Genomic DNA, 13,303 nt, shown 5'->3' on the forward strand with positions numbered 1-13,303 from the left:
TGGTCGCTGAAGGGTACTGCCCTCGTTAATCGCACCATCGCTGCCTGACAAGGAGGTTTTCATGGTGCGACCCAAGGGTGCTGTCAGCCTGTCAAAACTGGTGCTCTTTGGTCTGTTCATCAATGGCACGGCACACGCCTCGGCCCAGGCCTGTTTCGAAGCCAACGGTCAGGATTTCAGCGAGGTTCTGGCCTGCTACAAAAAAGCCGAAGCCGCCAAGCCATTGGTCTACACCGCCAAAGGAACACAAACCTTTCCCGGTGTGGAAAAACGCAGCTTTGACCTGGTTTCCGGGCAATGGTCGCCAGAAGGCCTGGTCAGCCCTGAACATTGGCGGCACGACGTCGATATTTACATCCCGGACAATGCCCTGCAGGGTCGCGCCTTGCTGGTGGCCAACAATGGCACTCTTATCGCCCGAGAGGGCAAGGAACCAAGTGGCCCCACTGATTTCACGCAAGCCATGGCTCTCGAAGTGGCCCACCAGACCCGCACCATCGTGATCTCTGTCAGCAACATCCCCAATCAGCACTTGACCTATGCCGACGACGGCATTGCACGCCACGAAGATGCAAGCGTCGCCCACAGCTGGAAGCTATTTCTCGACGATCCACACAAGCGTCCGTTCATGTCACTGCGCCTGCCGATGGTGGTGTCGCTGGTCAAGGCCATGGATCTGGCACAGCAGGAGTTACAGCCCTGGCAAATCAACCAGTTCATCGCCAGCGGAGCCTCAAAACGCGGCTGGACTGCCTGGCTGGCAACCATCGCCGATGAACGGATCAATGGGGTCGTGCCCTTCGTCATCGACATCCTAGGCATGGACAAGGTGCTCGAACACACCTATCAAAGCTATGGCAAGAATTGGCCCTTGGCGTTTTATGACTATCATCACGAAGGCATTACCCGACAAATCAAGACGGAAAACTTTGCCCGACTCCAGAAAATCGAGGACCCACTGAGCTACCTGAATACGCCATACGCTGCACGCCTGTCGATTCCCAAATATATCGTCAACGCCAGCAGCGACGACTTCTTCCTACCGGACAATACGGATTACTTTTACGACTCGCTGCCCGGCCCGAAAGCCTTACGAGTCACACCCAACGCCAGCCACTACGGCGTGAAGGCATTCGTCGAAAACTCGCTGATTTCAGTCATCAACCGCTGGCAGCAAGACCGCGCCCTGCCCGTCATTTCAACTCGTTCGTATCTGGAGGGATCCCGGGAAACGCTGGGGCTGGACTTTTCCGAAGCCCCGGTCCGGATCACACAGTGGACCGCAGTCAACCCGCAGGCTCGAGACTTTCGTCATCCCTGTGGCATTCGCTACGAATCTAGCGAGATCACCCCCTCGGCCCCGCTCAATGCGCAGGTGCTGATCGATACACCGGATAAAGGGTGGAAGGCAACCTTTGTCGAGGCCGTCTTTGCCGACGGCTTCGTTACCACGACACCGGTGCAAGTGACACCCAGAGACTATCCGAACGCTGCGCCCCCGATCATCGAACCGACCTGCAAAACCCTGAGCGATGAAGAGCAGCGCTAGATCCACCCGCTCCATTGCAACAAAAAGATCCCGATGTTGGTGGTGACCGCCGCCATCACTGTGGTGATGACGATGATCGCTGCCGCCAGCTCATGATTGCCATTGGCCGCCCGGGCCATGACAAAACTGGCCGCGGCGGTCGGGCTGCCGAAGTACAGGAACAGAATCCCCAGTTCCGCCCCACGAAAGCCCCAGAGCCAGGCACCGAGGGTTGCCAGGATCGGCAGGCCGATCATCTTTACCAGGCTCGAACTCAAGGCCATGCCGCCGCTCTTGCGCAATGCCGCCAGCGATAACGTACCGCCGATACAGATCAACGCCAACGGCAAGGTCATCTGCGCCAGGTAGCCGCCGGACGTCTCCAGCCAGCCAGGCAAACCAATCTGGAAATAAGCAAAAGGCGCCGCCGCGACCACGCTGATGATCAACGGGTTGCGGAGCACGCTCTTGCAGATACTCCACGGATCGGACTTGATCACCGGGCTGTACACCGCCAGCACGATGGTCGACAGCGTGTTGTAGAGCAGAATCACCAGGCCCGCGAGAATCGCCCCGAGGGAAATTCCGTAGTCGCCGTACATGCTCGCCGCCAACGCCAGGCCAATCACGCCGTTATTGCCACGAAACGCGCCCTGGGTGTAGACCCCCCGGTCTTCGCGCGGACAACGAACAATCGCCCAGACCCAGGCAATGGCGAAACACACCAGGGTCGCGATGGAAAAATAGATCAGCAGTGACGGCTTCAGCGCGGCATGCAGGTCGGCGTGGAAAATCCCGAGAAACAACAAGGCCGGCATGGTGACGTTGAACACCAGGGACGATGCGCTGTGGATAAAGTTATCGTCGATCCAGTTGATGCGCTTGAGCAGCACGCCCAGAAACAGCATGGCAAAGACTGGCGCCGTGATGTTCAGGGTTTCGAGAAAGATTGCCAGCATGCCGGGAGAGCCTTGAGGGACGTCGTTAGGGGGCTAATGATAAGCCAGTCATCGCCCAACCTGAAAAGTAACGGTCACGGCACTTCCTCCGCTTGCGGATAATCAGACCAAGAAAATTACTTCCTTGACGTAGGAAACTTCCCTGCTACGCTCGACAACTACTGTATATCCATACAGCAAACAAAGAAACAACCTACGGCATATCAAGGAGCAAGAAATGTCAGGTCTACACAGTCAATCCCAAGAAAACCTTAAACATGATGGTCGAATCATTGCCGACCTGGATCAGCTGTTCTCCGAACGCGGGATTGCCATCGCCGCCAACGGTGATCACCTCACGCTGGTCAGCGACAGGTCCCACAACCGCAAACACCCTACGCCCGGCATGCTGCCCCCCGCACCTGAAAACCCACGCCAGGCCCAGCCTGCGCTGAGGTTCGAGGGCGGCGAACACACCGCCATTGGGGACTCCGCGTTGCTGCGCTTCACCAAGGACGCACCCGCCGTTCCCGCCTGGCAAGTGCAATTGCACCTGCCCAATGGCCTGGCACTGACCTATGGGCAGATCGTTTCATTGGGGGGGGATTTCTACGGGATTCCCGACCAGCCCATCTGCGACGGCGCAACTCCGGCCGATCGCCTTCAGCGCTTTATCAATGCCTTCAACTCGCTGGCCGCACTGCCAGCGTCCAAGGCAGAAGCCATGTTGATTCTCGGCGTCATGCAAAAGGAAGTCAGTGCAGCCAACCAAGCGATCAGAGACGGCAAACAACCTCACGAAGTCTACGATGCCCTTGGTGATACGCTGTCTGAAGAGTGGAACAAAATCACGGGCGGCGGCAGCTTCGTCTCGGCGTTGTTTCCTCTAGGCCGCTACCTGAAGCTGGCCGCGAACAACACCGACCACTTTGGCGAGTGGGCACTGCTGGCGTACATCGCCGGACACACTGCCGCCCTCCAACAGGCGGTTATCGCACGCACCAGCGGCGACGAAAAACAGCTGGAACTGGCCTACGCAATGAACGCGTTTGCCGATCACTACCTGACCGACCTGTTTTCCGCGGGGCATTTGCGCATCCCACGCAAGCAGTTGGCAGCCGTGGTCACCCCCAGCGATCTGGGGTCGTTGGTTACCCGATTCATGCATGATGAAGACAGCAAATACGGCCTCAACGTGAGCAATGCCAACGGTGATCAGTGGCATATCTACGGCGACAAACGCTATTTCGACTCAGTCGACAGTGCGAACCGCAAACAGGTCAAACTCGCGGTCCAGCGCTCGATCGACGAAGTCTTCGACACGTTCCAAAGCGGCGTTGTCCCCGCCCCTTCCAGCTACCTGGCTTTGAAACACGTACCAGACCTGAACGCGGTGAAAAAACCGGAGGGCAATTTTTCCGGACTCTTTGTGCTGGACGGCAACCAGGTGCTGCGCCGCAGCGACGTCAACAATCTCAATGACACGCAGCGGATCGACAACTGGTGGGGCTGGAGCACTTACCTGCTGCTCAAGGACTACACACCCAACAAGCCGGCTGGTTATCTCGAGCCCCCCACTGCCGCCCCGACGCTTCAGGCCGATGGATGGCAGAGCCAGACACCCAGCGAGCCCAACTGGTTGCCGGGCAACGCCGTGCGTTACGCCTTCAGCTACACCAGCGGCTTGAATGAATCCTATATCGGGCCCTGGTCGACTTACACCGAACTGAGCGAATGGTTCCAGCCAACACTGAACGTGCCGGGCAACGGCAGCACTCGCAACATCTTCCGCCAGTTCCGTGGCGGATCACCGGAGCTGATCGACTCGATCAACGCCCAGGCCACCACCTTCATTGACCGTAACGCGTGATAAGGAAATCACTGATGACTATCAAACTGACACTCGAACTGGCCTCAGGGCAATCCCTCAAAAGTGCACCGCTGGAACTGTTGGCCGACGGTGTACCGATTGCTCGGGCAATTGTGGATAACCAGGGGCAAGCCGTATTCGACGCCAACCCCAAAGCCGCGCAACTGTCGGTCAGGGTAGATCGCTCGATCCTCAAAACCTGTTAAGCCCCCACCACTCCCGCGCACCGCGTGGGAGTGTTCAAACAACTCTCGTAGTTACCCCCTGGCGGTTGTCGACGACCGCCGGGAGGGGCGATCATTGAACCTTCACCCGCGCTGCGCCTGCGCCTTCTTGTGGGCGCAGCGCAGCCGTTCGCGGCTGTTTCAAGTGCAGGGAAATGACGTTCAGGCAGTCACGGTCTGCTCCATCAGATGACCGTTGTCGATCCGCACATGTCGTGGGTGGAAGCGTTTCAGGCTGCTGCGATGGCCGACGCTGACAATGCTCAACCCCGGCAGTTGATCGATCAACGCCTGATAGAGCGACGCCTCGTCTTCCTCATCCATCGCCGAGGTGGCTTCGTCCATGTACAGCCATTGCGGTGCATACAGCAGCGCCCGCGCAAACGCCAAGCGTTGCTGCTCGCCCGGTGACAACAGGCGCTGCCAGTGATTGGCTTCGTCGAGACGGCTGACCAGATGGGGCAAGCGGCAGGCTTCCAGCACCTGCACATAGCGGTCATGGGAATAGATGTCGCCAGATTGTGGATAACTCAGGGCGTCACGCAGCGTGCCAATGGGCAGATAAGGCTTTTGTGGCAGGAACAGATAACGCGCGGCTGGCAGGCGGATCGCGCCATGGCCCGCCGGCCAGAGGCCACCCATTGCCCGCAACAAGGTACTTTTGCCACTGCCGGAGCGACCACTGAGCATCAATCGGTCACCCTGCTCCACCGTCATATCGGCGCTGGTCAGCAGATGACGACCATCCGCCAGGTCCAGGCCCACATGCTGCACCTTCAGGTCATCGCCCTGCTGCTGTACATCGATGGCTGGCAGGCGGTCTTCGTTGTCGCTCATGGCCTGGCGGAAACTCAGCAGTCGGTCGCAGGTGGCACGCCACGAGGCCAGGTCCGAATACGCGCTGATGAACCAGCTGAAGTTCTCCTGGACGTTGCCGAATGCCGAGTTGATTTGCATCAGCTCGCCCAGTTCGATCTTGCCGGCGAAGTAGCGCGGTGCGGCAACGATGAATGGAAAGATAATCGCGATCTGGCCATAACCGGCTGTGAAGAAAGTCAGGCGCTTGGACACCTTCATGATCTCCCAGAAGTTGTGCCAGACCATGCTGAAGCGGGAACTCAGGCGCTGATTCTCACTCTGTTCGCCGTTGTACAAGGCAATACTTTCGGCATTCTCGCGGACCCTGACCATGGAGAAACGCAAGTCTGCTTCAAAGCGCTGTTGCTGGTTGTTCAGGCCGATCAGGCGCCGACCGATCAGGTGCGTGATCCAGCTGCCGACCAGTGCGTAAACCAGCGCACACCAGAACATGTAACCGGGGATGGTGTAACCGAACACCTCGATACTGCCGGACACGCCCCACAAAATGATCGAGAACGACACCAGGCTGACCACGGTGCGAATCAGCCCCAGGCCCAGACTCAAGGTGTTGTTGGTGAAGTTGTTGAGGTCTTCGGAAATCCGCTGGTCCGGGTTATCGGTGTATCCGCCCTGCTCCAGCTGGTAGTAGTTCTTGTGCCCGAGCCAGCGGGCAAAGTGTTTCTCGGTGAGCCACGCCCGCCAGCGGATGGTCAGCATCTGGGTCAGGTACAACCGATACACCGCTCCCAGAATCGCTATGGCGGCAATCCCGCAGAAATACAGGATCAGGCTCCAGAATGCCGCGTCATCTTTCTTTTGCAGGGCGTTGTAGAAGTCCTTGTACCAACTGTTGATCCACACCGAAATCGCTACGCTGAACAGCGACAAGCCGATCACCGCAATCAGCAGCAACCAGGCCTTGCCCTTCTCTTCACTGCGCCAATAGGGCGTGATCATCTGCCAGACACGGCGGAAAAACTGCCCGCGCACCGCATCGTTGACCGCGGAATATTCAGCGTTCTGAGTCATGGTTAAGGCTCGATAAAGAAAGAAACAGACACGAACCGATCATAAATGATCGGTCCGGATTGTTGCGAGGGTCGGCGATGATCGTTCAGCGCTGGGTCAGCGACGAACAGGCCGCTTCTGCAACTTGCGCTGCAGGGTGCGCCGGTGCATGCCCAGGGCACGGGCAGTGGCGGAGATGTTGCCTTCGTGCTCGGTGAGTACGCGCTGGATATGCTCCCACTGCAGGCGGTCGACCGACATCGGGTTTTCCGGCACCAGGCTGTCCAGATCGGCGTGCTCGGACAGCAAGGCCGCCAGCACATCGTCGGCGTCGGCCGGTTTGCACAGGTAGTTGCAGGCGCCACGCTTGATCGCTTCGACCGCGGTGGCGATGCTCGAATAACCGGTCAGGATCACGACGCGCATTTCCGGATCGAGTTCGAGCAGCTTGGGCAACAGCACCAGCCCCGAATCGCCGTCCATTTTCAGGTCCAGGGCCGCGTAGTCCGGCAGGTCCTGCTGAGCGATGACCAGGCCCTCTTCGGCGGAGCCTGCGGTGCTGACGCGAAAGCCGCGTCGGCTCATGGCGCGGGCCATGACGCGGGTGAAGGTAGCGTCATCGTCTACCAGCAATAGATGCGGCAGGTCTTCGCCTTCGACTTGGATCTCGTCACTCATGTTCGTCTCCTCGTGCGGCACGGGGCAGGCGCAGCTCGGTGAGCGTGCCGCCTTCCTCATGACTATAGAGTTTCACTGAGCCGCCAGCGCGTGTCACGCTGGCCTTGCTCAAAAACAGGCCCAGGCCGAAACCTTTGCCCTTGGTGGTAAAAAATGGCTTGCCGATCTGTTCGGCAATCGCCAGCGGCACGCCGGCACCGTGGTCGCGAATACTGATGGTCAGCTCCTCGGCATCCCAGTCCAGTGTCACTTCCAGCCCTTCCGGGCAGGCATCGGCGGCGTTGTTGAGTAAATTGAGCAAGGCCTGGGTCAGGTCCGGCGGCGGCGCCAGGCGCGGCTCCGGACCCGTCCCCAAACGTTGCAGACGATAGGTCGCTTCAGGGCGCATCAGGTGCCAGCGGTCGAGGGCTTCGTTGAGCCAGGCGCTGACGTCCTGCATTTCCACCGCCAGACGACGATTGGCCTCGGCGGCGCGCACCAGTTGCTGCAAGGTCTGCTTGCACAGCTTCACCTGGTCCTGCAGCACGCTCAAGTCTTCGCGCAGCATCGGATCAGGGTGGTCTTGCTGCATCTCGTTGAGCAGCACGCTCATGGTCGCCAGAGGCGTGCCCAGTTCATGGGCAGCGCCCGCCGCCTGGGTCGCCACGGCCAGCAGTTGCTGATCGCGCAGGCCCTCTTCGCGACGGATCGCGCGCAGTTCTTCCTGGCGGCGCAACTCTTCAGCCATGCGCGCCGCAAAGAAGGTGATCACCGCCGCGGCCAGGGCGAAGCTCAGCCACATGCCGTAGATCTGCATTTTTTCCCGGTACATCGGGAAGGTTTCCAGCGGATAAAATTGCGCCAGCAGCATGGTGTACAGCGCCAGCGCAATACCCGACAGGATCACCGAGTAGCGCCACGGCAGCGTGACAGCGGCGATGGTCAGTGGCACCAGATAATAGGAAACGAACGGGTTGGTCGAGCCGCCCGAGAAATACAGCAGTGCACTGTGGATAAACAGGTCACAAGCCAACTGCACCGCGTATTCAAGCTCGGTCACCGGCCATGACGTGCGCAACCGGACGGCGGTGAACACACACAGCAGCATCGAGCAGCCAAGGGTCATCGCCAGCTCGACCCAGGGCAGTGGCAACAGATCGAACCAGTAGGCAAGCCCCACCGAACCGGCCTGGGCGGCCAGCACCAGGGTGCGGATGAATGTCAGTCGCCACAGGTTCTGGCGAGTGGCGGAAAGCAGTTGTACGGGGGCGAGCATGAGCTCTCCTGATGAGCGCTCCAGGCGGATCGCGCCAAGTATAACCAGGCGGGGGCCCTGACAGGCAAAAGTGCGGCAAAGCGTCACATAGAAGCGGTTGCAAGTTTCAAGCGGCAAGCTACAAGTAAAAGCTTGAAGCGCGCCGTTTAAAACTTGCAGCTTACAGCTTGAAACTTGCAGCTGCTCCATTGAGTCTGATGGTTTCACGCAGGTTCGCATTTTTATCCCTGCGCACCACCCAAGGAGCTTTCATGACTACATTGCGCCGCAGTGCCGCCCTTCTCGCCCTCAGTGCCGGCACCCTCGCCAGCCTCCCGGCCCTGGCCGCGGACGAGCTGCATTACAACCAGATTTCCCTGCGCGCCGAAGTCAGCCAGGAAGTGGCTCGCGACCTGATGATCGTGACCCTTTACACCGAAGCGCAGAACACCGACCCGGCCAAACTCGCCGCCGAGGTCAGCACCACCATGAACAAGGCACTGGGCCAGGCCAAACAGGTCAAGGACATTTCCCTGCGTCAAGGCAGCCGCAACAGCTACCCGATCTACGACGCCAAGGGCCAGAAGATCACCGGCTGGCGTGAACGCGCCGAACTGCGCCTGGAAAGCTCGGACTTTGCGGCGCTGTCCAAACTCACCGGCGAACTGCTGACCGACCTGAAAATGGGCGGTATGGATTTCGCCATCGCCACGCCGACCCGCAAGGCCAGCGAAGACGCACTGCTCAAGGAAGCCGTGAACGCCTTCAAGGCCCGCGCTCAACTGACCACCGAGGCGCTGGGTGGCAAGGGCTACAAGATCGTCAACCTGAACCTCCATACCAGTGGCTATCCACAGCCTTACCTGCGTGCGCCGATGATGATGAAAGCTGCCGCCATGGATGCCGCTCCGGTCACCCCGGACGTCGAGGCCGGTACCAGCCAGGTCGGCATGACCGCCGATGGCTCGATCGAAGTGCTGATGCCGTAACCCGCCCCATGATCCTTCCCGCGCCCGGGAAGGATCCCCCCATCAGCCTGTAAGGCTGGCGCGGTAAAAAACCGCTTCACACCCTTCGATACACTTCCCCGCTACCGAGCCGAAACCCGTCTAGGCTGAGGTCTGGATAAGTAACAACATGCTCCGGCGAGGTGCGAAAAACCCGCCTTGCGCACCGATTCAGGGCGCCATTTGCACCGAAAACACCCCGCGCAAACGGTCAAATGCGTCAGGACTTACACAAATGCGACATTAAGGTACGTTCGTGCCACTGTTTAAGGCTTGTAGCCGCTCTGGATCTTGCATTGGGTACAGGCCCTGCATAAGTATCCGCAGGTCGACTCACGAGGTCGTCCTCTAATTCCAAAAATGACAACAAATCATGAGGCCACCATGCTTAAACACGCGGTCATTCCGTTTTTAGTCGGCGCAAGCCTGTTGGCTAGCGCACCTTTCGCCTCCGCTGCGACTAACCTGGTGTTTTGCTCCGAAGGGAGTCCGGCCGGTTTCGACCCTGGTCAGTACACCACCGGAACCGACTTCGACGCCTCAGCAGAAACCATGTTCAACCGCTTGAGTCAGTTCGAACGTGGCGGCACCGCCGTTATTCCAGGCCTGGCCACCAGCTGGGACGTTTCCCCGGATGGCCTGACTTACACCTTCCATCTGCGCGAAGGGGTGAAGTTCCATACCACGCCGTATTTCAAGCCGACTCGTGAGTTCAACGCCGACGACGTGCTGTTCACCTTCAACCGCATGATCGACAAGGACATGCCGTTCCGCAAAGCCTACCCCACCGAGTTCCCGTACTTCACGGACATGGGGATGGACACCAACATCAAGAACATCGAAAAGATCGACGACCATACCGTCAAGTTCACGCTGGGCACGGTCGACGCCGCGTTCATCCAGAACATGGCCATGAGCTTCGCCTCCATCCAGTCCGCCGAATACGCCGACAAACTGTTGAAGGAAGGCAAGCCGGGCGACATCAACCAGAAGCCGATCGGCACCGGTCCGTTCGTGTTCAAGAGCTACCAGAAAGACTCCAACATCCGTTACACGGGTAACAAGGAGTACTGGAAGCCGGAAGACGTGAAGATCGACAACCTGATCTTCGCCATCACCACCGACCCGTCGGTACGTATCCAGAAGCTGAAGAAAAACGAATGCCAGGTCACCCTCTTCCCGCGTCCGGCCGATCTCAAGGCCCTGGGTGAAGACAAAAACCTGAAACTGCCAAGCCAGGCCGGCTTCAACCTGGGCTACATCGCCTATAACGTCATGCCGGTCCTCAAGGGCCGCACCGACGCCAACCCACTGGCCAAGCTCGAAGTACGCCAGGCGCTGGACATGGCGGTGAACAAGCAGCAGATCATCGACTCGGTGTACCAGGGTGCCGGCCAGCTGGCGGTCAACGCCATGCCACCGACCCAGTGGTCCTACGACGACACCATCAAGGATGCCAAGTACGATCCGGAGAAGGCCAAGGAGCTGCTCAAGAAAGCCGACATCAAGCCAGGCACCGAGATCACCCTGTGGGCCATGCCGGTTCAACGTCCGTACAACCCGAACGCCAAGTTGATGGCTGAAATGCTGCAGTCGGACTGGGCGAAGATCGGCTTGAAGGTCAACATCGTCAGCTACGAATGGGGCGAGTACATCAAGCGCTCCAAAGGTGGCGAGAACCAGGCCATGATCATTGGCTGGAGCGGTGACAACGGTGACCCGGACAACTGGTTGAACGTACTGTTCGGCTGCGACTCCCTGAGCGGCAACAACTTCTCGAAATGGTGCGACAAGCCTTACGACGCCATCATCAAGCAAGCCAAGGCCACCACCGACGTCGCCGAACGCACCAAGCTGTACAAGCAGGCGCAACACCTCCTCAAAGATGCAGTCCCGATGACACCTATCGCGCACTCGACGGTGTATCAACCCATGCGCAACTCCGTACAGGACTACAAGATCAGCCCGTTTGGGTTGAACTCCTTCTACGGCGTCAGCGTCAGCAAATAAGGTTTTGTCGTGGCGACGTCCCTGACGTCGCCACGGCTCAATCTGCCAAGACAGCGGAAATCGCCTACATCCCAAACCACTGTGGACTACCGCTGCAGGTTTAGGACCCGTCGCATTTTCCTACCTGTTTTTCAGACCTTATGCATTTACTGCCTGGTCTTCGACTCCTACCGTCGGAGTCCGACCGTATTGCACCTGCTGAATCCATGGCTTTGGACCAGTGATACCTGCACATCCCCGGACGGGACGACGGCTCACTGCTTAACATCTAAAAAAAAGAGGGAGCGTCATGCGCCATACCTTGGTTTTATCCGCATTGCTGGGCACCGGCCTGCTGGCTGCCACATCCATCAGCCACGCCGCCAGCAACAGCCTGGTGTTTTGCTCCGAAGGCAGCCCGGCGGGCTTCGACACGGCGCAATACACCACCGCTACCGACAACGATGCCGCCGAGCCGCTGTACAACCGGCTGGCCGAGTTTGAAAAGGGTGCCACCACTGTCGTACCCGGCCTGGCTACCCGCTGGGATGTTTCCGAAGATGGCCTCACGTACACTTTCCACCTGCGCGAAGGGGTGAAATTCCACACCACCAAGTACTTCACACCGAGCCGGGATTTCAATGCCGATGACGTGCTGTTCACCTTCAACCGCATGCTCAACCCCGAGCACCCCTTCCGTAAGGCTTACCCGACCGAGTTCCCATACTTCAACGGGATGAGCCTGAACAAGAACATCGCCAAGGTCGAAAAGACCGGGCCGCTGACCGTGGTCATGACCCTGAACTCGGTCGACGCCGCGTTCATCCAGAACATCGCCATGAGCTTCGCCTCGATCCTCTCCGCCGAATACGCCGACCAGTTGCTCGCCGCCGGCAAGCCCAGCGAGATCAACCAGAAGCCGGTCGGCACCGGTCCGTTCGTGTTCCAGCGCTACCAGAAAGACTCGCAGATCCGCTACGCGGGCAACAAACAGTACTGGGACCCGAGCCGCGTCAAGCTCGACCAGCTGATTTTCGCCATCAACACCGACGCCTCGGTACGTGTGCAGAAGCTCAAGGCTGGCGAATGCCAGATCACCCTGCACCCTCGCCCGGCCGATGTCGACGCGCTGAAAAAAGACCCCAAGCTGCAACTGATCGAGAAGCCGGGCTTCAACCTCGGCTACATCGCCTACAACGTGCGGCATAAACCCTTCGACCAGCTCGAAGTGCGTCAGGCGCTGGACATGGCGGTGAACAAGCAAGGCATCCTCAACGCCGTGTACCAGGGCGCCGGGCAACTGGCCGTCAACGCCATGCCACCGACCCAGTGGTCCTACGACGAGACGATCAAGGACGCCGCCTACAACCCGGAAAAAGCCAAGGAGTTGCTCAAGGCCGCCGGGGTCAAGGAAGGCACCGAAATTACCTTGTGGGCCATGCCGGTACAGCGTCCCTACAACCCGAATGCCAAGCTGATGGCTGAAATGCTCCAGGCGGACTGGGCGAAAATCGGCCTGAACGTGAAGATCGTCAGCTACGAATGGGGCGAGTACATCAAGCGCACCAAGAATGGCGAGCACGACATCAGCCTGATCGGCTGGACCGGTGACAACGGGGACCCGGACAACTGGCTGGGCACCCTGTACAGCTGCGATGCGATTGGCGGCAACAACTACTCCATGTGGTGTGACCCGCAATACGACAAGCTGATCAAGCAGGCCAAGATTGTCACCGACCGTGACCAGCGCACGGTGCTCTACAAACAGGCTCAGCAATTGCTCAAGCAGCAAGTGCCGATCACGCCAGTGGCCCACTCGACGGTCAACCAGCCGTTGAACGCCAAAGTCGAAGGTTTCAAGGTCAGCCCCTTCGGCCGTAACGTGTTCTCGGGCGTCAGCATCGACCAATAACTGATTAGCCGGAACCCTGAGGGCGATTTTCGCCCTCACGCAAAGCTGTTGCCT

The 13,303-nt window shown here is 59.0% G+C and carries 10 protein-coding genes; 6 read left to right on the top strand and 4 right to left on the bottom strand.

The genetic code is table 11. The annotated features are described in order from the left end of the window. Nucleotides 1–61: 61 nt before the first annotated feature. Nucleotides 62–1,549, top strand: a complete 1,488-nt coding sequence (locus tag CKW07_RS11530; protein ID WP_095145014.1) for a PhoPQ-activated pathogenicity-related family protein — start codon at nucleotides 62–64, stop codon at nucleotides 1,547–1,549. Here CKW07_RS11530 and CKW07_RS11535 read toward each other — a convergent pair. Further along, nucleotides 1,546–2,487 (bottom strand): AEC family transporter, encoded by a 942-nt coding sequence (locus CKW07_RS11535; RefSeq protein WP_095145015.1) that lies wholly within the window; start codon nucleotides 2,485–2,487, stop codon nucleotides 1,546–1,548. The two genes, CKW07_RS11530 and CKW07_RS11535, sit on opposite strands and share 4 nt — an antisense overlap. Before the next feature lie 217 nt (nucleotides 2,488–2,704). Here CKW07_RS11535 and CKW07_RS11540 point away from each other — a divergent pair, with 217 nt between their 5' ends. Both CKW07_RS11540 and CKW07_RS11545 read left to right on the top strand, forming a co-directional pair. Continuing rightward, nucleotides 2,705–4,336 carry a phospholipase gene (locus tag CKW07_RS11540; RefSeq protein WP_095145016.1) on the top strand — a complete coding sequence of 544 codons (1,632 nt, stop codon included), beginning with the start codon at nucleotides 2,705–2,707 and terminating at the stop codon, nucleotides 4,334–4,336. A gap of 14 nt (nucleotides 4,337–4,350) precedes the next feature. Further along, nucleotides 4,351–4,542, top strand: coding sequence for a hypothetical protein (locus CKW07_RS11545; RefSeq protein ID WP_095145017.1), 192 nt, complete (start codon nucleotides 4,351–4,353; stop codon nucleotides 4,540–4,542). Nucleotides 4,543–4,722: 180 nt separating this feature from the next. Here the strand turns inward: CKW07_RS11545 and CKW07_RS11550 are convergent, their stop codons facing one another. From CKW07_RS11550 to CKW07_RS11560, 3 genes are all read right to left on the bottom strand, one after another. Further along, nucleotides 4,723–6,450, bottom strand: coding sequence for an ABC transporter ATP-binding protein/permease (locus tag CKW07_RS11550; protein WP_095145018.1), 1,728 nt, complete (start codon nucleotides 6,448–6,450; stop codon nucleotides 4,723–4,725). A gap of 96 nt (nucleotides 6,451–6,546) precedes the next feature. After that, a complete protein-coding gene (locus CKW07_RS11555) occupies nucleotides 6,547–7,107 on the bottom strand; it encodes a response regulator transcription factor (protein ID WP_095077905.1) in 561 nt (186 codons plus the stop codon). Further along, on the bottom strand, nucleotides 7,100–8,362 hold the full coding sequence (locus CKW07_RS11560; protein ID WP_095145019.1) for an ATP-binding protein: 1,263 nt from the start codon (nucleotides 8,360–8,362) through the stop codon (nucleotides 7,100–7,102). The genes CKW07_RS11555 and CKW07_RS11560 overlap by 8 nt, the downstream gene beginning before the upstream one ends. Before the next feature lie 251 nt (nucleotides 8,363–8,613). On the opposite strand from CKW07_RS11560, the gene CKW07_RS11565 reads away from it, so the two are divergent. The 3 genes from CKW07_RS11565 (at nucleotide 8,614) to CKW07_RS11575 (ending at nucleotide 13,249) form a co-directional block, all read left to right on the top strand. After that, on the top strand, nucleotides 8,614–9,330 hold the full coding sequence (locus CKW07_RS11565; protein ID WP_095145020.1) for an SIMPL domain-containing protein: 717 nt from the start codon (nucleotides 8,614–8,616) through the stop codon (nucleotides 9,328–9,330). Between the two features lie 402 nt (nucleotides 9,331–9,732). Continuing rightward, complete coding sequence (locus CKW07_RS11570; protein ID WP_095145021.1) at nucleotides 9,733–11,358, top strand: ABC transporter substrate-binding protein; 1,626 nt, start codon at nucleotides 9,733–9,735, stop codon at nucleotides 11,356–11,358. A 289-nt stretch (nucleotides 11,359–11,647) separates the two neighbouring features. Further along, a complete protein-coding gene (locus CKW07_RS11575) occupies nucleotides 11,648–13,249 on the top strand; it encodes an ABC transporter substrate-binding protein (protein WP_095145022.1) in 1,602 nt (533 codons plus the stop codon). The last annotated feature ends 54 nt before the right edge of the window (nucleotides 13,250–13,303 follow it).

It is taken from the genome of Pseudomonas sp. Irchel s3b6, from assembly GCF_900187415.1.
Lineage (GTDB): Bacteria > Pseudomonadota > Gammaproteobacteria > Pseudomonadales > Pseudomonadaceae > Aquipseudomonas.

Coding starts and splice junctions, on each gene's coding strand:
- CKW07_RS11530 (WP_095145014.1), top strand. CDS start 62: ATGGTGCGACCCAAGGGTGCTGTCAGCCTGTCAAAACTGGTGCTCTTT.
- CKW07_RS11535 (WP_095145015.1), bottom strand. CDS start 2,487: ATGCTGGCAATCTTTCTCGAAACCCTGAACATCACGGCGCCAGTCTTT.
- CKW07_RS11540 (WP_095145016.1), top strand. CDS start 2,705: ATGTCAGGTCTACACAGTCAATCCCAAGAAAACCTTAAACATGATGGT.
- CKW07_RS11545 (WP_095145017.1), top strand. CDS start 4,351: ATGACTATCAAACTGACACTCGAACTGGCCTCAGGGCAATCCCTCAAA.
- CKW07_RS11550 (WP_095145018.1), bottom strand. CDS start 6,450: ATGACTCAGAACGCTGAATATTCCGCGGTCAACGATGCGGTGCGCGGG.
- CKW07_RS11555 (WP_095077905.1), bottom strand. CDS start 7,107: ATGAGTGACGAGATCCAAGTCGAAGGCGAAGACCTGCCGCATCTATTG.
- CKW07_RS11560 (WP_095145019.1), bottom strand. CDS start 8,362: ATGCTCGCCCCCGTACAACTGCTTTCCGCCACTCGCCAGAACCTGTGG.
- CKW07_RS11565 (WP_095145020.1), top strand. CDS start 8,614: ATGACTACATTGCGCCGCAGTGCCGCCCTTCTCGCCCTCAGTGCCGGC.
- CKW07_RS11570 (WP_095145021.1), top strand. CDS start 9,733: ATGCTTAAACACGCGGTCATTCCGTTTTTAGTCGGCGCAAGCCTGTTG.
- CKW07_RS11575 (WP_095145022.1), top strand. CDS start 11,648: ATGCGCCATACCTTGGTTTTATCCGCATTGCTGGGCACCGGCCTGCTG.